Annotated in this window: 18 protein-coding genes; 7 read left to right on the top strand and 11 right to left on the bottom strand. The window is 40.9% G+C overall.

Features of this window, described 5'->3' with window-relative positions; all coding sequences use genetic code 11:
- Position 1: 1 nt before the first annotated feature.
- Genes thiI through ezrA form a run of 3 tightly spaced genes read right to left on the bottom strand, consistent with a single transcriptional unit; the run spans position 2 to position 4,098 of the window.
- A complete protein-coding gene (thiI, locus tag MKY84_RS06975) occupies positions 2 to 1,207 on the bottom strand; it encodes a tRNA uracil 4-sulfurtransferase ThiI (RefSeq protein WP_342525089.1) in 1,206 nt (401 codons plus the stop codon).
- Positions 1,204 to 2,346, bottom strand: coding sequence for a cysteine desulfurase family protein (locus MKY84_RS06970; protein WP_342525088.1), 1,143 nt, complete (start codon positions 2,344 to 2,346; stop codon positions 1,204 to 1,206). The genes thiI and MKY84_RS06970 overlap by 4 nt, the downstream gene beginning before the upstream one ends.
- A 51-nt stretch (positions 2,347 to 2,397) precedes the next feature.
- Positions 2,398 to 4,098: a septation ring formation regulator EzrA gene (gene ezrA / locus MKY84_RS06965; protein ID WP_342525087.1), complete on the bottom strand. Its 1,701-nt coding sequence runs from the start codon at positions 4,096 to 4,098 to the stop codon at positions 2,398 to 2,400.
- A gap of 109 nt (positions 4,099 to 4,207) precedes the next feature.
- Here ezrA and hisJ point away from each other — a divergent pair, with 109 nt between their 5' ends.
- The gene (gene hisJ, locus MKY84_RS06960) at positions 4,208 to 5,011 is read left to right on the top strand and encodes a histidinol-phosphatase HisJ (RefSeq protein WP_342525086.1); all 804 of its coding nucleotides are present in this window, start codon (positions 4,208 to 4,210) and stop codon (positions 5,009 to 5,011) included.
- A 9-nt stretch (positions 5,012 to 5,020) separates the two neighbouring features.
- Positions 5,021 to 5,500, top strand: a complete 480-nt coding sequence (locus MKY84_RS06955) for a GAF domain-containing protein (RefSeq protein ID WP_342525085.1) — start codon at positions 5,021 to 5,023, stop codon at positions 5,498 to 5,500.
- Between the two features lie 112 nt (positions 5,501 to 5,612).
- Here MKY84_RS06955 and megL read toward each other — a convergent pair whose 3' ends face one another.
- Positions 5,613 to 6,785, bottom strand: coding sequence for a methionine gamma-lyase (gene megL / locus MKY84_RS06950; protein ID WP_342525084.1), 1,173 nt, complete (start codon positions 6,783 to 6,785; stop codon positions 5,613 to 5,615).
- Positions 6,786 to 7,123: 338 nt separating this feature from the next.
- Here megL and rpsD point away from each other — a divergent pair, with 338 nt between their 5' ends.
- A complete protein-coding gene (gene rpsD, locus MKY84_RS06945) occupies positions 7,124 to 7,726 on the top strand; it encodes a 30S ribosomal protein S4 (protein WP_342525083.1) in 603 nt (200 codons plus the stop codon).
- Positions 7,727 to 8,263: 537 nt separating this feature from the next.
- On the opposite strand, the gene MKY84_RS06940 is transcribed toward rpsD, so the two are convergent.
- Together MKY84_RS06940 and tyrS are read right to left on the bottom strand one after the other, a co-directional pair.
- Positions 8,264 to 8,452: a hypothetical protein gene (locus MKY84_RS06940; protein WP_342525082.1), complete on the bottom strand. Its 189-nt coding sequence runs from the start codon at positions 8,450 to 8,452 to the stop codon at positions 8,264 to 8,266.
- Positions 8,453 to 8,553: 101 nt separating this feature from the next.
- Positions 8,554 to 9,822 (bottom strand): tyrosine--tRNA ligase, encoded by a 1,269-nt coding sequence (tyrS, locus tag MKY84_RS06935; RefSeq protein ID WP_342525081.1) that lies wholly within the window; start codon positions 9,820 to 9,822, stop codon positions 8,554 to 8,556.
- Positions 9,823 to 10,173: 351 nt separating this feature from the next.
- Between tyrS and MKY84_RS06930 the strand changes: the two genes are divergently transcribed.
- Positions 10,174 to 13,083: a transglycosylase domain-containing protein gene (locus tag MKY84_RS06930; RefSeq protein WP_342525080.1), complete on the top strand. Its 2,910-nt coding sequence runs from the start codon at positions 10,174 to 10,176 to the stop codon at positions 13,081 to 13,083.
- A 92-nt stretch (positions 13,084 to 13,175) separates the two neighbouring features.
- Here the strand turns inward: MKY84_RS06930 and acsA are convergent, their stop codons facing one another.
- On the bottom strand, positions 13,176 to 14,894 hold the full coding sequence (gene acsA, locus MKY84_RS06925; protein WP_342525079.1) for an acetate--CoA ligase: 1,719 nt from the start codon (positions 14,892 to 14,894) through the stop codon (positions 13,176 to 13,178).
- Between the two features lie 145 nt (positions 14,895 to 15,039).
- On the opposite strand from acsA, the gene MKY84_RS06920 reads away from it, so the two are divergent.
- The 3 genes from MKY84_RS06920 to MKY84_RS06910 are packed head-to-tail and all read left to right on the top strand — an operon-like array spanning position 15,040 to position 17,491.
- The gene (locus tag MKY84_RS06920) at positions 15,040 to 15,672 is read left to right on the top strand and encodes a GNAT family N-acetyltransferase (protein WP_342525078.1); all 633 of its coding nucleotides are present in this window, start codon (positions 15,040 to 15,042) and stop codon (positions 15,670 to 15,672) included.
- Positions 15,673 to 15,683: 11 nt separating this feature from the next.
- Positions 15,684 to 16,325 (top strand): acetoin utilization AcuB family protein, encoded by a 642-nt coding sequence (locus MKY84_RS06915; RefSeq protein ID WP_342528828.1) that lies wholly within the window; start codon positions 15,684 to 15,686, stop codon positions 16,323 to 16,325.
- Positions 16,301 to 17,491 carry an acetoin utilization protein AcuC gene (locus tag MKY84_RS06910; RefSeq protein WP_342528827.1) on the top strand — a complete coding sequence of 397 codons (1,191 nt, stop codon included), beginning with the start codon at positions 16,301 to 16,303 and terminating at the stop codon, positions 17,489 to 17,491. The genes MKY84_RS06915 and MKY84_RS06910 overlap by 25 nt, the downstream gene beginning before the upstream one ends.
- 35 nt (positions 17,492 to 17,526) lie before the next feature.
- On the opposite strand, the gene ccpA is transcribed toward MKY84_RS06910, so the two are convergent.
- The 4 genes from ccpA to MKY84_RS06890 form a co-directional block, all read right to left on the bottom strand.
- Complete coding sequence (ccpA, locus tag MKY84_RS06905; RefSeq protein ID WP_342528826.1) at positions 17,527 to 18,531, bottom strand: catabolite control protein A; 1,005 nt, start codon at positions 18,529 to 18,531, stop codon at positions 17,527 to 17,529.
- A 140-nt stretch (positions 18,532 to 18,671) separates the two neighbouring features.
- Positions 18,672 to 19,757: a bifunctional 3-deoxy-7-phosphoheptulonate synthase/chorismate mutase gene (locus MKY84_RS06900; RefSeq protein WP_342528825.1), complete on the bottom strand. Its 1,086-nt coding sequence runs from the start codon at positions 19,755 to 19,757 to the stop codon at positions 18,672 to 18,674.
- 175 nt (positions 19,758 to 19,932) lie between these two features.
- Positions 19,933 to 20,493 carry a YtxH domain-containing protein gene (locus tag MKY84_RS06895; RefSeq protein ID WP_342528824.1) on the bottom strand — a complete coding sequence of 187 codons (561 nt, stop codon included), beginning with the start codon at positions 20,491 to 20,493 and terminating at the stop codon, positions 19,933 to 19,935.
- A gap of 12 nt (positions 20,494 to 20,505) precedes the next feature.
- Positions 20,506 to 20,994, bottom strand: coding sequence for a DUF948 domain-containing protein (locus MKY84_RS06890; RefSeq protein ID WP_342528823.1), 489 nt, complete (start codon positions 20,992 to 20,994; stop codon positions 20,506 to 20,508).
- Between the last annotated feature and the right edge of the window lie 85 nt (positions 20,995 to 21,079).

Raw genomic sequence — 21,079 nt, 5'->3', positions numbered from 1 at the left:
TTTATAAAAATTCATCAAATGTGGGCTTTTGTTTTTTCTCAGGGAATCGATAAACTTCGCGTTCAGAAACTGCCTTTTCAATACGCTCATCGAATGTTTCGAAGCTTTCGTAGAAAGTTACTTTTTCTAGCTTCGGTTTTGTTTTTGGCGAGCTTGGCACAAAAATCGTACAACAATCTTCATATGGCAAAATCGAGGTTTCGTACGTACCGATTTCTTGTGCGATTTGAATAATCGTTGTTTTATCTTCTGCAATCAATGGTCGCAAAACCGGAGTTGTGGTCACTTCGTTAATTGCCGTAAGGGATTCCAGTGTTTGACTTGCCACTTGGCCTAAGCTTTCTCCTGTTACGATCGCAAGTGCGGCAATTTCTTCGCGGACTTGATCGGCGATTTTCAACATCATGCGACGCGTCGTCGTCATCGATACATTTTTCGGAATTTGTTGCTGAATCGCTTCTTGAATTTCCGTAAATGGGATAACATGCAGGCGAACAGTAGCGCCGAAATGGCTTAGTTTTTCTGCAAGATCTTTTACTTTGTCTAGTGAACGTTCACTTGTGTAGGGGGGACTGTGGAAATGGATAGCGTCTAATCGCACGCCACGTTTTAGCATCAAGTAGCCAGCAACTGGACTATCAATTCCTCCAGATAACATCAGTAATGAACGACCATTAGATCCTACTGGCATTCCTCCTGCACCCATAATAGTTTGCGCAGAAATGTAGGCAGCATCTTTCAGGATTTCAATTTTAATTATATAGTCTGGCTCTTTCATTTTTGCACTCAATCCATCAAAATGGCGCAGCACTTGGCTAGCGACTAAATGTTGAATTTCATTTGTCTCATGTGGAAAACTTTTATCAGATCGTTTCACGTTGACTTTACAAGTTTTACCGTCAGTTTCCAATTCCTCAAGAATAGCAATAGTTGTGGCAGCCATCGCATCAATAGATTTTTCTGTTTTCGCTACTGGACTAAATGATTGAATACCAAATACAGCCGGTAATCGGTGAAGCAATTTATCCATATCAGCATCCGTGTCTGTAGTTAAAAACATCCGGTCACGCTCTGCTTGTAGTTGCAGTGTTGGAATGTCTTCGAACGAAAAACGAATATTGTCACGAAGTCGATTTGTAAATTGACGTCGGTTGCGGCCTTTAGTAGATAGTTCGCCGTAACGAACTAAAATTCGATCCCATTTCATGTATGCAAATTCCTTTCTAATAACTGGAGGATTTCTTGAAAAGTTTGATTAAAGCTTTCAATTTCCTGCTCAGTTGTGTCCTTACTCATACTAATGCGAATGACGCCATCAATCAACTCTTTTGAAACACCCATAGCTTCTAGCACATGGCTGGTCGATGTCTTCTTAGAAGAGCACGCACTACTTGTCGAAACATAAATACCCTTTTTTTCAAGCGCATTAACCAGCACTTCACCCTTCACACCTTTTACTGCAACAGATAGGATGTGAGGTGCTGCAAGTTCAGGAGTCAAAATCGTCACTAGTGGAAGTTCAGTAACCGCTTTGCGAAGAATACGCTGCATCTTTGTTAATCGAATAAAGTTTTGCGGTTGCTCTTCAAAAGCAAGTCTGGTAGCACGAGCAGTTGATACAGCTTGTGCAACAGCGGTTGTACCACTGCGGTAGCCAGATTCTTGTCCACCGCCTAGAATGAACGGTTCAAGAGTTATCGAGCGATTGCATGCGGCAATACCTGAACCTTTTAACCCGTGGTATTTATGCGAAGAGAGTGTGATCCAATCCACGGGCAGTTGTTCAAAATCGACTGGCAATTTCCCGAAACTTTGAACGGCATCTACATGAAACGAAGCACGAGAATGATTTCTCGTAATAGCGACTAGTTCTTTTATCGGTTGTATGGTGCCGATCTCATTGTTCACATGTTGAACAGAGACGATGATCGTATCTTTTCGTATTTTTTGCTTCAGTTCACTTGGGAGGACTGTTCCTGTTTGATCCACATCGAGCCATTCGACCTCATAGCCTTGTTGAGCTAAATAGAGACCTACTTCTCGAACAGAAGGGTGCTCGACAGCTGAAAGTAAAATATGTCGACCTATGTCTTTTTTTTCGAGAGCTGTTTGGCGCAACACAAAATTTGAACTTTCTGTTCCTCCTGATGTAAACACGACAGACTTAGCTTTTGTTTTTAACACAGTTGCAACTTGTGCTCGCGCAGTTTCTAACAATTTGTTGGCTTGTTCTCCACCTGCATGAATGGAAGAGGGATTGTACCACAGTTCCTCATTCACTTTAATAAACGACGCGAGAACAGAAGCATCGGGCTTAGTTGTAGCACTATTATCTAAATAAATCATCGAGCTCACCTCTATTTCTACCATAACAAAAAGCTGCCATTGCGGCAGCTTTTATTGATTCCATTGTTGTTCTTTGACCATTTTTTGAATCTTTTTTAAAGCACCCGGTTCTGCTTGTTCCACTGCAATTCCCGCTTCTTCTAACGCTTTTGTGTAGCGCTTTTGACGAAACGCATGTTCAGCTTCTAAAAGCTTGACGTTGACTGCTGTATTGGTTGCGCGGTAACGATTACCGTATTGGATAATTCGTTCAACGAGCATGGCGTTCTCAAGCATTTCTTTGGCCTTGGCGATCGCTTCTTGAACGGCACCTTCTGCTTTTTTCATGTTTGCATCTACTGTGCTCATATTTAATGGCACTTCTTGTAGATTTTGTTCAACGACAAAAATATTTTCATCTGCTTCTTCAAAACGAGCATCAATCTCTTCTGGAACACCAGGAAGATTGGCTTTTTGCAAGCTACGTTCTGTCATATGCAATTCTCGCTTCAATTCGACAATTTTCGCCCGCGAGCTATTCTCATCTATGCGAAGATTTTTCAAACGGTTATGGAACTCGCTTTGAACTTCATCTTGTTCCCCTACAACTTGATCAAGTGCACGTAATTCTTCTTCTAATGAAGAGTACGCTGATTTTTCTTCGCTTAATCTTGTTTGAACGAGTGCCATTTTTGACTCCGCCACTGCAAGTTTGTCTAAACATTTTCCTGGTACTGCTAATTGTTCATCTGATAAATGGTAATTTTGCTTAATATAATTTGCCTCTTCTTGAGCAGCTATAGTCTGATGTTTAGTATCATCTAATCGCTGAGCAATGGCTAGATGTTGCTGATCAACATAGCCACGAGCCCTCACTTCTTTTTCGAGTAAGTCATAGAGAGAGTCGAGTTCGTCTTTCATTTCATCGACGCGGCGTTTCACTGGACCAACTGACAATTGAGCAATTTCTTGCTTCAGATTGACAAGTTCAGAGTCGATGCTATCAAGTTTCTGAGTAATTTCTAAATGATCGAGGAAATAGCCTTGTGATTCCATTTCATTTTTACCAGAGCGAAGTTCATGCAAAGTGGCAGGAATTTTCGTGGATACCTCAGAGAATAATGTCGGAATATCGTGCAACTTCGGAAACAGTTGGTCGCCTTTTTCTTTTAAACGCATCACTACTTCACGCGCACTCATATAGTTACCTTTTGATGTTAACTCGTTGTACTCCGCCATTTCAGGCTGGAAGCTCTCCAATTCTTTTTCAAGAGCAGGAAGTGCTTCACCAAATGAATATTGATGAGCTAGTACATTTTTTCGTGCAGATCGGAACTGCTCTTGGATCTGCTCCATTTCAATGCGATTTTTTTCTTCGCTACCAATCAGGTTATGTAGTTCCTCTAAAATCGAGTTCATCTTTTCTTCAGCTATATGTAAGCGTTCCTTGATCTGCTGCTCCGTCTGTGAAGCTTTCCCAAATCGCATTTTATCGACAAAATCTTCGGCATCGAATAATAAAGAATCTACTTCTGGAATGTCATGGTCCATAACTTCATTCCAGATAGTGCGCCAACGTTCGAACATTTCTTCCGTTTGGCCGTTCATATTAAGCTGCTTTACTTTTGTCATTTCTTCTAAAATGGGTTTGTGTTGAATTTGTAGTTTTTGTTTGTCTAAATCACTTATTATGGCGTTATGTTTTCTTCTAAATATGAGAATTAAGACTATCGCCACAAGGATCATGATGAGTATTGGGATAAGATATTCCATTAGAAGCCCCCTGTTCCTTTGTTCCATACATTTATTGTTCTTCTAGTTTACCATGTTATGTTAAGATTGTTTCATTCTATTGTAACTATTTTTTGAGAGGATTTTCAAGATGCAGAGAGATGCCCATATTCATACACCTTTTTGTCCCCATGGATCAGCCGACACATTTGTCCACTATTGTGAGCGAGCTATAGCACTTGGCATTCGAGATATCAGCTTTACAGAGCATGCCCCGCTTCCTAAAAGTTTTATCGATACGACACCTACGCAAGACAGTGGAATGTCTTATAACCAGATGGAAGCTTATATTAAAGAAGTGAAACGTGTTCAGAAAATCTATGCAAATGACCTTCGCGTTCGAGTTGGACTAGAACTAGATTATATAGAAGGTTTTGAAGAAGAAACAACAGCCTTTTTAGATAATTACGGCCAAGAACTTGATGATAGCATCCTATCTGTTCATTTTTTAAAACTACCGAATAATTCTTATGTTTGTATTGACTACTCTAAAGAGGTTTATTTGGACACTGTCCAACAACTGAAATCTAGTGAACAACTTTATTCACTTTACTATGCTACTGTGCTAAAATCTATAACAACTTCTCTCGGAAACTGGAAGCCTAATCGTATTGGTCACCTGTCATTAATCCACAAATTCCAGCATGCGCTCCCTTCACTACCTGACGATCGTCAGCATTTACTCGAAGTGTTGAGTGCTATCAAGTCAGCTGGTATGGAAATAGACATGAACAGTGCAGGTTTGGCAAAATCGTTTTGTCGCGAGCCGTATCCGCCACTTGCCATCGCCCAATTGGCTCAAGCACAAGGAATTCCTCTAGTGTTTGGGTCTGATGCGCATGTAGCGAATGACTTACACCAGTTTGCAGAGCACTTTACTGAATTTGAGAAATGAGGAATGATGATGTTTACGAAACAGTCCTACTCCGCTTCACTTGAAGAAAATTATGGATTACTAGCAAAACAATTAGATGCACTACTTGATGGAGAATCGAATCAGATTGCAAATTTAAGTAATGCTTCCGCTCTTTTGAACCAGTTTTTAGAGGATACTAATTGGGTGGGCTTCTATTTAATGGAGCAAGGAGAATTGGTCCTTGGACCTTTTCAAGGGTTACCTGCTTGCGTGCGCATTGCGGTAGGACGCGGCGTTTGTGGGACAGCTGTATCGGAACGACGCACTCTTCGTATTGAAGATGTACACGTATTTCCTGGTCATATTGCTTGTGATGCAGCTTCTAATTCAGAAATCGTTATCCCTTTAATCAAAGACGGAGAAGTTATCGGTGTGCTAGATATTGATAGCCCATCTAAAGCTCGTTTTTCAGAACAAGATCAAGCAGGGCTTGAGACATTTGTTCGTCATTTAATGAAGCATATCTGATTTCTCTTCAGAATTTGTAACATAGTAAAAATAAAGACTAGCACCGACGTCCGCTCGTTAAGAGTTGACCTCGGGTGCTAGTCTTTTTCAATTGTAATGAGATATCTTAAAGTTAAATCGCTTGAAATGCTTTCTTCAAGTCATCGATAATATCTTCTGCATCTTCTAAACCGACCGATAAACGAAGCATACCATTGTCAATTCCCATGGCTAGACGATCCTCCTCTGGCACAACTGAATGCGTCATCGTGGCAGGATGTTGAATCAGTGTCTCGGCATCTCCTAAACTAACAGCCACATGGATCAGCCTTAAGTTATTTAAAAATCGTTGCGCTGCCTCCGTGCCTCCCTCGATCACAAAAGAAATAAGCCCTCCGCCCGCTTTCATTTGCTTTTTAGCAATTGCCATTTGTGGATGATCCTCATCAAACGGATAGAAGATTTTGCTGATGGCAGGTTCCGTTTTTAAATAGCTCAAAAGCTTTTCTGCATTAGTTACATGACGGTCCATACGTACATGAAGAGTTTTCAAACCGCGTAAGATCAACCATGCATCGAATGGTGAGATAATCCCGCCGTAGTCTTTTTGAACAGTCATTCGTATTTGGTGCATTTCATCTGCATCTCTTCCAACTAGAATACCTGCAATGACATCCCCATGACCATTGAGGTATTTAGTGGCACTGTGCAAAACAAAGTCTGCTCCAATCACAAGTGGTTGTTGTAGATAAGGTGAACAGAAAGTATTGTCCACTACGACACGAATTCCGCGTTCCTTCGCCACTTCACAAACTAGAGCTAAATCCACAATTTCCATGGTTGGATTGATTGGTGATTCGACATAAATGACGGTGGTTTTATCCGTTAATGCTTCTTCTATTTCTTGTCGTGAGGCAAGCTCAGAAAGTGTATGCGTAATGTTATATTTTGTTTCGAAGATTCCTAGTAAACCAAATGTGCAGCCGTATAATCCTTTTGAGCAAAGAATGTGGTCGCCTGCTTTTGTTAAGTGAACCAAGATAGTGCTCACTGCCGCCATACCAGATCCAAATGCCAGTGCCCCTCCGCCATTTTCCAATGCCATCATCCGTTTTTCTAAAACCTCTACTGTAGGATTTCCTAAACGAGAATATATTCCTCCACTCTCTTCTCCTGCAAATCTACGTTGCCCTTGCTCTGCACTATGGAAAGTATAAGTAGACGTTTGGTAGAGCGGTACAGTTAGGCTGTCATGATGTTGTTTCGGGTCCATTCCTTCATGGATCAACCGAGTATCGTTTCTCAATGTAAAGCACCCCTTTGTAATGTAAACGCTTTCAATGATAGTTTACTCTGTCGTTATGTTGAATGGCAATGGTTTCCTAAGAAGTCAGACCAGTGTTACTAGATGTACTGCTGAATCCCTTGACAGGCTTTGGAATTTATTATACAATGGCCTTTGTGTAAAATAAACGCAGCAGTTGTATGGTCAGATGCTGCTAGTTTGTCCCACTTTACTGTGGAAGTGATACGTAACCCACCGGCTGCATGGGCGAAATCACCCGATGACAAAATAGACGTTTGACTGAATGCAATTGGTTTTTATTTTACAACAAAATAAAACCAACAGAGGAGGAGACTATAATGTCTCGTTATACAGGTCCATCATGGAAATTGTCTCGTCGCCTTGGAATTTCTCTAAGCGGCACAGGTAAAGAATTAGAAAAGCGTCCGTACGCTCCAGGGCAACACGGTCCAAACCAACGCAAAAAAATCTCTGAGTACGGCTTACAACTTCAAGAGAAGCAAAAGCTACGTCACTCTTATGGTTTAAATGAGCGCCAGTTCAAAACTTTATTCAACAGAGCTGCTAAGCTTCAAGGTAAACAAGGTGAAAACTTCATGGTTCTTCTTGAAACTCGCCTAGATAACTTAGTTTACCGTTTAGGTCTTGCTCGCACTCGTCGCGGAGCACGTCAATTAGTAAACCACGGCCACGTAATGGTTGATGGCGCACGCGTTGATATTCCTTCTTATTTAGTAAAACCAGGCCAAGAGATCTCACTTCGTGAAAAATCTCAAGACCTTACAGCTGTTAACGAATCAATCGAAGTAAACAACTTCGTACCTGAGTACTTAGAGTTTGACGCTGACAAAAAAGTTGGTAAATTCACTCGCCTTCCAGAGCGTAGCGAATTATCTGCTGAAATCAACGAAGCTCTTATCGTAGAATTCTACTCACGTTAATTTCTCAAACCTCCCCTTGTGGGAGGTTTTTTTGTTTAGATGTGGAAGGCGTTCGCCCAGAAATGCTTCGGGAATCAAGCGTGCACATAGAGGCGTTCTTTGCCTCTGTGGGTGCGATTGATTTTCGAATGTATTTCTAACGCCTGGAACTCGATTACGGTTAGATGTGGAAGGCGTTCGCCCAGAAATGCTTCGGGAATCAAGCGTGCACATAGAGGCGTTCTTTGCCTCTGTGGGTACGATTGATTTTTGAATGTATTTCTAACGCCTGCAACTCGACTGCGTTAGATGTGGAAGGCGTTCGGAACTCGATTGAGTTAGATGTGGAGAACGCCACTCTACAAACTGAGCGGCCGTTCTGGAACAAGTACTATAAATTCTAAGGCAAGTGACTCGATTTCTAAGACAAGTAACTCACTTTCTAGAACAAGTAAACGTATTTGTAGATCTGAAGCCGTTTTATGGAAACCAATTACAACCTGTCTCCTTCCAAACAAAAACCCCTGCCCTCAAAAATTTGAGGACAGGGTTTTTGGGTTACATAATTTCTTTAAAAATATAGCCATTCAAACGTTCATCACGCGTGATTTCAAGTTCGTCACCTGGCTTGGCTTTGATAGTAAATTTATCCTTTGGAATAAAAATACGGTCATTTGTTTCTTTTTCATTTAAGATCACAAAAAAATCATCAACTACGTTAACTACACAAATTTTTGTTAGGGACATTCCGTTACTCCTTGCATAGGTTCATATATATGCTAGTGTACCACATCTCCACAACAAAAAATTAGTCAATTTTGATTTTTTTCAACAATTCTTAATACCATCTATTGTAAGAAATGTATCATTCTATAGTTTTTCTTTCCTCTTCGAACAATTATGAACTGGTCGTCTAGACGATCCGAACCAGTTACTAAATAAGAAACATCCGTGACTTTTTCACCATTTATGGAAATAGCCCCATTTGTTACATCTTCACGTGCTTGTCGTTTTGACGGTGAAACGCCTGTGTTCACAAGTAACTCAACAAGATTCACGTCTTCTTTCGCATGTTCTGCAGAAGGTACATCCTTAAAAGCATCTTTCATTTCAGCTGGTGATAACTCTTTTAGATTCCCACTAAACAACGCTTGAGATATCCGTACAGCTTGGTAATGTGCTTCCTCACCATGAATAAGTTGTGTCATTTCTTTTGCCAAACGTTTTTGAGCTTCCCGGAGGTGAGCTGCTTCTTGGACAGCCTTCTCTAATCCTTCAATCTCTTCACGACTTACGAAGGTAAAGATTTTCAAGTATTTAATGACATCCGCATCCGCCGTGTTGATCCAGAATTGGAAAAATTCATAAGGCGATGTTTTCTCGGCATCCAACCAAATTGCGCCGCCCGCTGTTTTCCCAAATTTAGTACCATCCGATTTTGTTACTAGAGGAATCGTAATACCAAACGCTTTCGCTTCCTCATCATGAGTTTTTCGTATCATTTCTAGACCTGTTGTGATATTTCCCCACTGGTCAGAACCACCAATTTGAACACGACAATTATGATGATCGTATAAATGATTAAAATCAATCCCTTGAATTAACGTGTAAGCAAACTCGGTGAATGAAAGTCCAGAATCTAAACGACTTGAAATGGAGTCTTTTGCTAATAAGTAATTGATGTTGACGAGTTTTCCGTAATCTCGAAGGAAATCAATAATGGTCATGTTGCTGATCCAATCTTTGTTGTTGACCATTTTAGCACCATTTTCAGTCTCAAAATCAAAAATGCGTCTCATTTGCTGAGCGATTGCTTCAACATTCTTATCGACTTGTTCCATAGTCTGCAATTGGCGTTCTTCAGAGCGTCCAGATGGATCCCCGATTGTACCTGTAGCGCCGCCAACAAGTAAAATGGGCTGATGCCCATGTAGTTGAAAGCGACGAAGTGTCAGCAAAGGAACGATGTGACCAATGTGCATACTATCTGCAGTAGGGTCTACTCCACAGTAAAGAGCTGTTTTTTCTCGTTCTAATAGAGCAGCCATTCCTTCTTCATCTGTTTGCTGATACAGCAAGCCTCTCCAACTTAAATCTTGTAATAATTCTTTTGACATATCTGCTCCTCCTCCTTGCGATTTTCAAAAAAACAAAAAATCCCTGCATCAAAAAGATGCAGGGACGCTTGAATGCGCGGTACCACCCAGTTTAGAAAGGAGCTATCTCCTTCTCACTTGAATGACGTTAACGCCGTCCTACGTCAAGCTCCTAAACTGTACTTCACTTACGGCAATGTCTGGTTTTCAGCACCCACCAGATTTCTAATGGCATTGACCGTAAGCTACTCGCATTTACTCATCGCTTAAATATACCCCTATTTTACTCAATTCAAATGAGTTGTCAATAACTATCGAAATCAACTAACTAAATATGGTATAATGAAGTGATATTTTAGGGGGTGCACGACCTTGAATTGGAAAGAACGACTAGATAGCTGGACCCGTTCAAAATGGGCCAAAGCATTACGCATCACAGGAAGTGTTTTTTGGAACTTAGTACTCTTATTCATCATTATATTCACAGTACTAGGTGCTTTTGGTGCTTCAGTTGGAGCCGGTTATTTTGCAGCGCTTGTTAAAGACGAGCCGTTGCGGACGCCAGACCAAATGAGAAGCGCTGTTTTCACGTATGAAGAAACATCCGAAATCTATTTCAAAGACGATAACTATTTTGGAAAAATGAGGACAGACTTAGAGCGTACTGAAACAAAATTAGACTCTGTTTCTGAAAATGTATTAAATGCAGTATTTGCCACGGAAGATGAATATTTTCAAGTACATGACGGAATAGTACCGAAAGCTGTTCTACGAGGACTTGTCCAAGATATTACAAATGCAGACACCCAAACCGGTGGATCTACATTAACGCAACAAATTATTAAAAACCAGATTCTCACAAATGAAGTTTCCTATTCCCGTAAGGCAAAAGAAATTTTGCTGGCCATGCGATTAGAAGAATATATGAACAAAGAAGAAATTTTAGAAGCTTATTTAAACATCATTCCTTATGGACGTAATTCTAGCGGAAGAAATATAGCTGGAATCGAAACAGCTGCGCAAGGTATCTTTGGTGTCGAAGCTAAAGACTTAAATCTAGCTCAGTCTGCTTATATTGCTGGTATCCCACAAGCCCCTTATCGCTATACACCGTTTACGAGTCAAGGACAACTGAAAGATGCTGAAGGACTGCAACCTGGTATTGACCGAATGAAAACGGTCCTATTCCGTATGAGTGAAACGGAATATATTACTGAGGAGCAGTACCAAGAAGCTCTTGCTTACGATATTACTAAAGATTTTAAACCTCGTGAGTCATCGACTTATGAAGACCTACCTTGGTTAACAATCGAAGTTGAAGAGCGTGTAACGACTATCATGGCCAAAGTCCTGGCTGAACGCGATGGACTTGATCCAGCTCGAATCGATGGAGATTCATCCCTACGCACAGAGTACCGTCAGCTTGCTCGTCAAGAAATCGCAACGGGTGGCTACCGCATCCACACGACAATTGATGAAGCGTTGATGCGTAAAATGGAAGAAGTCAAAAGTTCTTATGATATGTATGGCTACACTCGAGTAAAAGAAGTAAAGAATTCAGAGACTGGTGAAATTGAAACAGTTGAAGAACCCGTTCAAGTGGGTGGAATGCTTCTTGAAAACCAAACTGGTAGAATTCTTGCCTTCATGGGTGGGCGTGATCACAACTTAGAAGCATTAAATCACTCTACTCAAGCAATTCGATCACCTGGTTCTACTTTCAAGCCTTTAATGGTTTACGCACCTGCCATTGAATATGGTGTTGCTGGAGCAGGTACACCAGTCGTAGATGTCGAGTTTTCATTCACAGATGCCTCTAACGATGGCTGGTCACCTGAGAACTACAATCCTGATCAAGAAAAAGGAATCATTCCTTTACGCAGTGCATTAACTACTTCTCAAAACTTAACAGCCATTCGTCTCTATGATCAAATCATGGATCGCAAGCCTATCGAATTTCTTCATAAAATGGGCTTTGATAGTGTAGCAGATGCTGAAAATAATAACTTGTCTTTATCAATTGGCGGAACTAATAAAGGTGTCACGATTGAAGAAAACACAAATGCTTATTCTATGCTTGCCAATAACGGATCGTTTGTAGACGCGTATCTAATTGAAAAAATTGAAGACGTTGAAGGCAATATTGTTTTCGAACATCAAGCTGAACCTGTACAAGTATTTAGTGCAGCAACTTCTTATATCATGAATGACATGATGCGTGATGTCTTCGATGAAGGAACAGCTACTGTTGCTAACTCGCGATTGAAATTTAGTTCAGATTTCGCTGGAAAAACAGGTACTACTCAAGATCATAAAGATGCTTGGTTAATTGGTTATAATCCAAACGTCACTCTTAGCGTATGGCTAGGGTATGACAATTACAATTTCAAAGCTGGCGACAACACATTGTTCTATATGAACAATACGTATGGTCACCCTTCTGTTCGATCTAACACATTATGGTCAAATATTATGAACGGCCTTTATGACGTCAACCCAGAATTGATTGCTGCTCCAAATAAGACTTTCCAACGTCCTGAAGGAGTAGTTGAGCGCTCATTCTGTGGTATTTCAGGTCTTGCTCCCTCTTCTGCTTGTTCAAATGCAGGACTGGTCAAGTCAGATTTATTTAATGCCGCAACGTTCTTACCAACAAAACCAGATGACAGTTTAGTAAGTTCATCTTATGTAACCATTAATGGAAATCGTTACCGTGCACTTGATTCTACTCCACAAGAGTTTGTTGTCCGTGGTGGATTCGGTGTAAGTCAAAGCTTTATTGATCGTATGCTTGGTCGTTTCGGAGGCAATGCAAGTAAATTGTTCCCTGAAAACACAGGCTTTGCATCAAATGTCGTCTCGGAAAATAGTTTCCAAGCAGACGCTGTAGCTCCAGCTGGCGTTTCAGCTGCAGTAGCCAATAGTGTGATGACTTGGACGAACTCACCATCAGCAGATGTCGTCGGGTATTATATTTATCAGGGAACTACTCGTATTGCTGCTATACCACAAGCTAGTGCAAATAGTTATGTGTTAGGAGGATTCGGTGATTATTCCGTTCGAGCTGTCGATATAACTGGATTACAGTCAGCACCTTCAAACGTGATTACTCGTGAACGTCCTGAACCAACCCCTGAACCGACACCAACTCCAACCCCTACTCCACCTGCTTCAGGTGGCGGTAATACTGGAGGCGGTAATGATTCAGAGCCAGAAGAACCTGAAGAACCGGTTGAACCGGTCGAACCAACAGATCCAGAAGAGCCAGACGATAGCGAATAATAGTTAACAGGTACACTGACTGAAGTCGGTGTACCTGTTTTTTTGCCTATACAAAAATCCAGCCTCACTATCAGGCTGGATTTGGGTATCTATTAGTCTTCCATTGTGGAAAGGTCGCCTGTCGGCAGGTTTAATTCCCAAGCTTTCAATACACGACGCATAATTTTTCCGCTTCGTGTTTTTGGCAATTTGTCTTTGAATTCGATTTCTCGAGGTGCAGCATGCGCGGCAAGTCCTTTTTTAACAAACTGCTGAATTTCAGCTATTAGTTCATCCGACTGCTCATAACCTTCATTAAGTGCAATAAATGCTTTAATGATTTCGCCACGGACAGGATCTGGCTTACCAATAACGCCAGCCTCCATAACAGCAGGGTGCTCGATTAGTTTACTCTCTACTTCAAACGGCCCGACACGTTCCCCAGAAGTCATGATGACGTCATCCACACGTCCTTGGAACCAGAAGTATCCTTCTTCATCCATGTAAGCTGAATCCCCTGAAAAGTACCATTCGTCGTTCATGAAGTAAGACTCATATTTTTCTTTATTGTTCCAGACCTGACGCATCATTGATGGCCAGCCTTTTTTGATAGCGAGATTCCCCATTGTGAGTGGTGGAACTTCCTTGCCCTCATTGTCAATAATTGCAGCATAGACACCAGGAATTGGTTTACCCATCGATCCAGGCTTAATTGCCATAGTAGGGTAATTACAAATCATTTGTGATCCAGTTTCGGTCATCCACCATGTGTCGTGAATACGTAAGTTGAATACTTGCATACCCCACTTCACTACTTCAGGGTTTAACGGTTCCCCTACTGAAAGCAAATGACGTAACGTGGAAAGATCATAGTGTTTCACAAGATTATCTCCGGCACCCATCAACATCCGGAAGGCAGTTGGTGCACTGTACCAAACGGTTACTCCGTAATCTTGTATTGCTTTGTACCATGCGTCTGGAGAGAAACGACCACCTAAAACAAGTGATGTAGTTCCTGTTAACCATGGGCCGAATACACCATATACTGTTCCTGTAACCCACCCTGGGTCAGCTGTACACCAATAAATATCGTTGTCACGAATGTCCATGACCCACTTCATCGTATGATACTGTTGGACCATTGCCCCATGAACGTGCAAAATCCCTTTCGGTTTGCCTGTTGAACCTGATGTGTAGTGAAGAACGAGACCGTCTTCTTTGTCTACCCACACCGTTTCAAATTTATCACTTGCTTCTTGCAGTCCCGCTGTGAAGTCTACATATTTTGAATCATAGTTGTCATATTCTCCTACTAAGAAAATCGTTTCTAGGTTTGGCAACTTATCCACTGGAACTCGAGACAATAGGTCAGGCGTTGTCACTAGAACCTTCGCTTCACTATCCTCTAGACGATCAAACACAGCACCTTCCATGAAAGCTTCAAATAATGGTCCAACAATGACACCCATTTTTAAAGCTCCTAAAAGCGCAAAATAAAGTTCTGGTGAACGAGGCATGAAAATAAACATGCGGTCGCCCTTCTCCAGTGAAGAATGTTTTGAAAGTGTATTAGCCGCACGATTTACATGCCGCATCATCTCGTAGAATGTATAGCTTTCTTTCCGAGTGCCATCTTGATAGTAAAGAGCGACTTTATTTTTATTTCCTGATTTAGCATGACGATCGATTGCTTCATGAACAATGTTTAGTTTTCCTGTAGTGTGCCAATCAAATACTTCTGAAGCATTTTCCCACGAAAAGTCTTGTGAAAATTTCTCATAATCGGAGAGATTGTAATCTCCTTGTACTGCTGGTAGTGTTTCAAGTTTCATATCCTTCACCCCTTCTATGTATGTACCCCCTTATTTTACCTAAAGATATCTCGTTGTACAACTATTCTGAATGTTTATTGAAAGCGCACACATCTGAAATACTTTACGGTATAATGATGAAGAGTAAATTGAAGGTGGTGTACATGTGATTCACAAAAAAACGTATAATGCCATTGAAGTGAAAACAAAGCACGGTACAGTCATAGTAGAAGGACCTGTTCCTAGTGAAGAAATCGCGTCCCTTCAGTTCCATGAGGACTTAACTGCATTTCGTGTTCCAGACCAGCAACATAAAGCCATAACTGAGATTGCCAAGTTACCTGAAGGCAGGCTCATCATTGTACGTGACCAAACGACTATCGTGGGCTATGCAACATTTCTTCATCCTGACCCTCTCGAACGTTGGTCAAAAGGTAACATGGAAAATTTGATTGAACTTGGAGCAATTGAAGTTATTCCTAAATATCGCGGGAGCGGTGTAGGAAAAAGCCTACTAAAAGTCTCGATGATGGACGACGTTATGAATGATTATATTGTGATCACGACCGAATATTATTGGCACTGGGATTTAAAAGGCACTGGCTTAAATGTCTGGGAGTATCGCAAAGTAATGGAAAAGATGATGAATGCCGGTGGTCTTGAATACTTTGCCACAGACGATCCTGAAATCAGCTCTCACCCAGCTAATTGCTTAATGGCAAGGATTGGCTCTCGTGTTGATACCGATTCCATCCAACAGTTTGATCAACTTCGTTTCATGAACCGCTTCATGTACTAGGAGGGTATAAAATGTTACTAGAAGAAATTATGAATCGTGATGTAGCGACTTTGTTCCCTACACAAACGTTAAAAGAAGCAGCTGCAACACTTCGCGATAAAAAAATCCGACACATTGCGGTGATCAACGAAGCTCGTGAGGTCATTGGTGTCATAACAGACCGCGATATCAAGCAAGCCACGCCTTCCACACTGCTTGAATCAAACGATTATAGTGTTCTTGATACACCCGTTGAAAAAATCATGACAAGTAATCCCATCACAGGTCATCCTCTTGATTTTGTCGAAGAGACTGCGACCATTTTTTATGATAATCGTATTGGTTGTCTACCAATCGTCAGCCAAGGCAAGCTGGTCGGGATGATCACTGAATCAGATATGCTGTATAAATTCATTGAATTGACTGGAGTTACTCAGCCCGGTTCACAGATTGAGATTCGTGTACCAAATAAAGCGGGTGTCTTGTTCGAGGTCTCTAAGGTTTTTTATGAGCATAATATAAATGTTCTTTCTGTACTTGTCTATCCAGACAAGAAAGATGAACTTTTTAAAATACTAGTCATCCGTGTAAAAACGATTAATCCCCTGAAGCTCGTTTCTGCACTCGAAAAAGAAGGGTTTCATGTCATATGGCCAAGCCAACCCAAAATGTAGACTGTGAAGCTGTATTTGTCTACTCTGAAGACCAATTGGGGTATCGGTTTTCAGAAACACATCCCTTTAATCAAAAACGACTGACATTAACAGTTGATTTGCTTGAAAAAGTGAATGCGCTTTCAAAAAAACAAATCGTGACACCTCGAATAGCAACGGATGAAGAACTAGCGCTTGCTCATGACACACGTTATATAGATGCCGTTAAAAGAGCTAGTCTTCCTGATTGCAAATCAGAGGAATTTGAAGCTTATGGCATAGGCACTGAAGACACCCCACTCTTTGTGGGTATGCACGAGGCCAGTGCCCGACTCGTGGGAAGTACGCTGACTGCTGTGGATTATGTCATGGAAGGCAAAGCAAAACATGCATTGAACATAGGTGGCGGCCTTCATCACGGCTTCCGAGGAAAAGCTTCCGGGTTTTGCGTCTATAACGACAGCTCTGTTGCGATTCGGTATATGCAGGAAAAATACAATGCACGTGTTCTTTACATCGATACTGATGCGCATCACGGTGATGGTGTGCAATGGTGTTTTTATGATGACCCTACGGTCTGTACAATTTCCATTCATGAAACTGGCCGCTATTTATTTCCAGGGACAGGAAGTATTACTGAACGAGGTTCTGGTGAAGGCTATGGAACTTCTTTCAATTTTCCGATTGATGCCTTTACGGAAGATGAATCGTTTATAGACATTTATCGCACGGCTTTTCGTGAAATTGTAGAGCATTTTAAACCTGACGTCATCCTTACTCAAAACGGCGCGGATGCTCATTACTTTGATCCTTTAACTCATTTGTATGGATCTATTGAAATCTATAAAGAGATTCCAAAACTTGCCCACGAACTGGCTCACGAATTTTGTGATGGTAAATGGATTGGTGTTGGCGGCGGTGGTTACGATATTTGGCGCGTCGTACCGCGTGCTTGGTCCCTCTTATGGCTTGAAATGAGCAATCAGCAAATCCCTAAAGGACCCTTACCAAGTGATTGGATTGAGCGCTGGCAAGAAGAAAGCCCGGTTCCTCTTGTTTCTACTTGGGAAGATCCCTCCCCTCTTTATGAGGCTATTCCTCGTAAGGTGGAGATTACCGAAAAAAATAGACAAATGTTAGAAAAAGCCTTATACATTATTCGTAATGAGAAAAAGTTAACAACGTAAAAATCCCGGCCAGTGATGGTCGGGATTTCTGTGTTTTAGTGTTGTTTAACTGATTGACGCTCTTCCAATCGGTAAGGAAGGATCACACTGTTTTCTTCTACTTTTTCATTGTTCATAAACTTCGTTAATAAGCGCATGGATACGGCACCGATGTCGTAAAGCGGCATAGCAATACTTGTTAACTGAGGACGCACCATACGAGTTAATTTGGAGTCTTCAAAGCTGATAATTTCAATGTCACCAGGCACATCCAAATGCGCGTCTTTTGCTCCTTGAAGAATACCAATCGCAATTTCATCATTCCCCGCAAAGTAAGCAGTGGGAGGATGCTTAAGCTTTTGAAGCTGCTCAAATGCTCGAATACCCTCTTCATATGTATTCTCAACTTCAACAACTAAATCTGAGTCAATTTCAAGGTCGGCTGCATCTAGAGCTTTTTCATAACCCGTTAATTTGTGTAGTCGGTTGATTGAAGACTTCAGAGAACCTGTAACATAAGCAATGCGCTGATGGCCATTTTGAATCAGACGTTCTACTGCTTGTATTGCCGCTTCATGGTACTCAATATTGACGGATGGCGTTTCTGTAGCTGGATCCATTGTGCCGGCCAATACCATTGGAATCGATGAACGTTTCATTTCATCACGAAGTTCGTCTGACAGCTGATCACTCATTAAGACAACGCCATCCACTTGTTTACTAAGAAGTGTCGATAAGAGTTGTGCTTCTTTTTGTGGCTGCTGGTCTGAATTGGTTAGAATGATGTTGTAGCGGTACATGGTTGCTATGTCTTCGATACCACGTACAAGCTCTGCATAAAAGACGTTAGAGATGTCTGGAATGATAACCCCTACAGTTTTAGTTTTTTTGCTCGCTAAACCACGCGCTACTGCATTTGGACGATAATCTAAACGCTCAATAACCGCTAAAACTTTTTGACGCGTTGCAGGTTTTACATTTTGATTGCCATTCACTACACGTGAGACGGTAGCCATTGATACATTTGCTTCACGTGCTACATCATAAATGGTGACTGTCATGAATTTTCTCCCCTTTGTCAGGTACTATTTAACTTAGTATACAATACTTTTGGAAGAAAAACGTAAATTTTCATGGCATTTTATGAAAGGAAATCATTTACTGTTTACAATCAAAAAAAGCACCCCGAAGGATGCTTGGATTACGCGTGAATTTCATGCGATTTCATGAATTTTAGAATAGAATCGTAAAACTCATCGAATTGTTGTAAATTCATTTGTTGGGCTTGATCAGAAAGTGCAACTGCTGGATCTGGATGCACTTCTGCCATAACCCCATCTGCTCCAATAGCTAATGCAGCTTTAGCGGCAGGTAATAGAATATCACGACGTCCAGTTGAGTGAGTTACATCTACGAATACCGGAAGATGTGTCTCTTGTTTCAAGATTGGCACTGCTGAAATATCTAGAGTATTACGTGTTGCTTTTTCATACGTACGAATACCACGTTCGCAGAGAATGATTTGATCATTTCCTTGAGACATAATGTATTCAGCTGCGTGTACAAATTCATCTAATGTAGCAGAAATACCACGTTTCAATAAGACAGGCTTATCAATTGAACCGACAGCTTTTAATAATTCAAAGTTTTGCATGTTACGAGCGCCTACTTGAATCACATCGATGTAATCTAATGCTTCTTCTAGGTGACCCGGTGTAACGATTTCAGATACGACACCTAAGCCAAATTCATCAGAAATCTGCTTCAATATTTTAAGACCATCTAAGCCAAGACCTTGGAAGTCATAAGGAGATGTACGAGGTTTGTAAGCACCACCGCGAATTAATTTTAATCCTTTTCCTTGAATTGCTGCGGCTACTTCTGCCACTTGTGTGTAGGATTCCACTGCACAAGGACCGAAAACGAATGATGGCTTGCCTTGTCCGATTGGTTCTCCATTGACCATCACAATTGTGTCTTCCGCTTTTTTCTTACGAGAAACAAGCAATGCTTTCTTTTGGTCATCCACTTGAAGTTCGAGCGCTGTTTTAAAGATTTCTTTAAAAATATGCTCGACAGTTGATTGTGGGAGAGGTCCTTGATTCGATTCTTTTAATAGATCTAACATTTTGCGTTCACGCATAGGGTCATAACGATTGACACCTGATTTCTCTTTGACTTTCCCAATTTCTTGAACGACTGTTGCACGTTCATTGATCAGTTTGAGAATTTCGGTATTCAGCTCGTCAACACGGCTGCGTAACGTTTCTAATTCTGATTGACTCATTTTATAACTCCTCTCCTGTGATGCGGTTGAATTTCTGAAAATTGTACTTCATTTTCGAGATACTGTCTATTATAAGGAAACAAAATTGAAAAGTCACGTAAAACAATTTAACGATTCAACTCATTAAAGTATTAATCGAAATAAAACACCCCAGTTACGGGGTGTTGGCATTCATTTATTTTTTTGTAGCGTCTTCAGAAGTTTCATTAGTATCTTTCAATGCTTCTGTAAATGCTTCTCCAACTACTGTGTCAGAATTTGTATCTTCCACTGTGTTAGATACTGTTTCAAGAACATCCATCTCTTCTTCGCCTTCAGAAGAAACTGTACCATCGTCCATTGGAGGTGTTTGATTCTTTTTCACTTTGCTTAATAGCTGGTTAGAAGAATCAGTTACCTTTTTAGAGATTTCATTTGTTTTTGTTTTTGCATTTTGAGAAAGATCTGCAGATTTTTCTTTGATTGTAGTAGCTTGTTCAGAAATAGTGCCACGAAGCTCAGTACCACTCTTTGGAGCAAGTAATAAAGCTGTAGCTGCACCGATGATACCGCCAACAAGAGCTCCTAATAAGAAATCTTTGCTAGCTGATTCTTCACGGTAAATTTCATCATGTCCTACATAATTTTGTGGAGAGTAGAAAGTTTCTCCTTGTGCTGCATAAGATGCTTCGTGATCATTGTATTCCGTGTTTTTGCGGCTCTCACCGTAGCTTGGTTTATTTGTGTAGTTTGTCATTATAAATTCCTCCTATAAAGTAGATTGGTATGTTGGATCATCTTGCTTTGTTTGTTTAGCTTTATAAGTATAGTAGCCAGCATCTTCAAGAGATTTGCGCTCTTTCCACTGATCACGGATGCCTAATACAACATTACTCCATTGAACAACTTGGGCGATTTTTTCTTCATTTTTTTCAACTTCATTTGTAACAGAACTAGTGATTCGCTGCATAGAAGAGTTGAACTGATTTACTGTGTCCCCTACACCTTTAACAGATGTAACAAGACCGTTAAGCTGAGAAGACTTATACTGAATGTCCTCTGTAAGTGCATTTGTTTTGTGTAAAAGTAGCGCCGTTTCTTTCGTCATGTCTTGCAAGTTAGAATCTAAGTGTTCTACTGTAACAGCCACATTAGCTAATGTTTTCTTCACCGAGAAGAGTGTGACAGCTAAACTGATACAAAGAACGAGGAATCCAACTGCTGCGATGACGGCAGCTATGTACAATAAATTCTCCATCCTGTATTCCTCCTTTAATCATTCAAGCAGTGCTAATCTTGTTATACCCTTTCGTAATTAAGCTAAACGCATCTGCTTCTTTTTT

It is taken from the genome of Chryseomicrobium sp. FSL W7-1435 (assembly GCF_038595005.1).
Lineage (GTDB): Bacteria > Bacillota > Bacilli > Bacillales_A > Planococcaceae > Chryseomicrobium.
Note: the sequence above shows the minus strand (reverse complement) of the source record. Positions and strands in the feature narration are given on the sequence as shown.

Coding starts and splice junctions, on each gene's coding strand:
- thiI (WP_342525089.1), bottom strand. CDS start 1,207: ATGAAATGGGATCGAATTTTAGTTCGTTACGGCGAACTATCTACTAAA.
- MKY84_RS06970 (WP_342525088.1), bottom strand. CDS start 2,346: ATGATTTATTTAGATAATAGTGCTACAACTAAGCCCGATGCTTCTGTT.
- ezrA (WP_342525087.1), bottom strand. CDS start 4,098: ATGGAATATCTTATCCCAATACTCATCATGATCCTTGTGGCGATAGTC.
- hisJ (WP_342525086.1), top strand. CDS start 4,208: ATGCAGAGAGATGCCCATATTCATACACCTTTTTGTCCCCATGGATCA.
- MKY84_RS06955 (WP_342525085.1), top strand. CDS start 5,021: ATGTTTACGAAACAGTCCTACTCCGCTTCACTTGAAGAAAATTATGGA.
- rpsD (WP_342525083.1), top strand. CDS start 7,124: ATGTCTCGTTATACAGGTCCATCATGGAAATTGTCTCGTCGCCTTGGA.
- MKY84_RS06940 (WP_342525082.1), bottom strand. CDS start 8,452: ATGTCCCTAACAAAAATTTGTGTAGTTAACGTAGTTGATGATTTTTTT.
- tyrS (WP_342525081.1), bottom strand. CDS start 9,822: ATGTCAAAAGAATTATTACAAGATTTAAGTTGGAGAGGCTTGCTGTAT.
- acsA (WP_342525079.1), bottom strand. CDS start 14,894: ATGAAACTTGAAACACTACCAGCAGTACAAGGAGATTACAATCTCTCC.
- MKY84_RS06915 (WP_342528828.1), top strand. CDS start 15,684: ATGTTACTAGAAGAAATTATGAATCGTGATGTAGCGACTTTGTTCCCT.
- MKY84_RS06910 (WP_342528827.1), top strand. CDS start 16,301: ATGGCCAAGCCAACCCAAAATGTAGACTGTGAAGCTGTATTTGTCTAC.
- ccpA (WP_342528826.1), bottom strand. CDS start 18,531: ATGACAGTCACCATTTATGATGTAGCACGTGAAGCAAATGTATCAATG.
- MKY84_RS06900 (WP_342528825.1), bottom strand. CDS start 19,757: ATGAGTCAATCAGAATTAGAAACGTTACGCAGCCGTGTTGACGAGCTG.
- MKY84_RS06895 (WP_342528824.1), bottom strand. CDS start 20,493: ATGACAAACTACACAAATAAACCAAGCTACGGTGAGAGCCGCAAAAAC.
- MKY84_RS06890 (WP_342528823.1), bottom strand. CDS start 20,994: ATGGAGAATTTATTGTACATAGCTGCCGTCATCGCAGCAGTTGGATTC.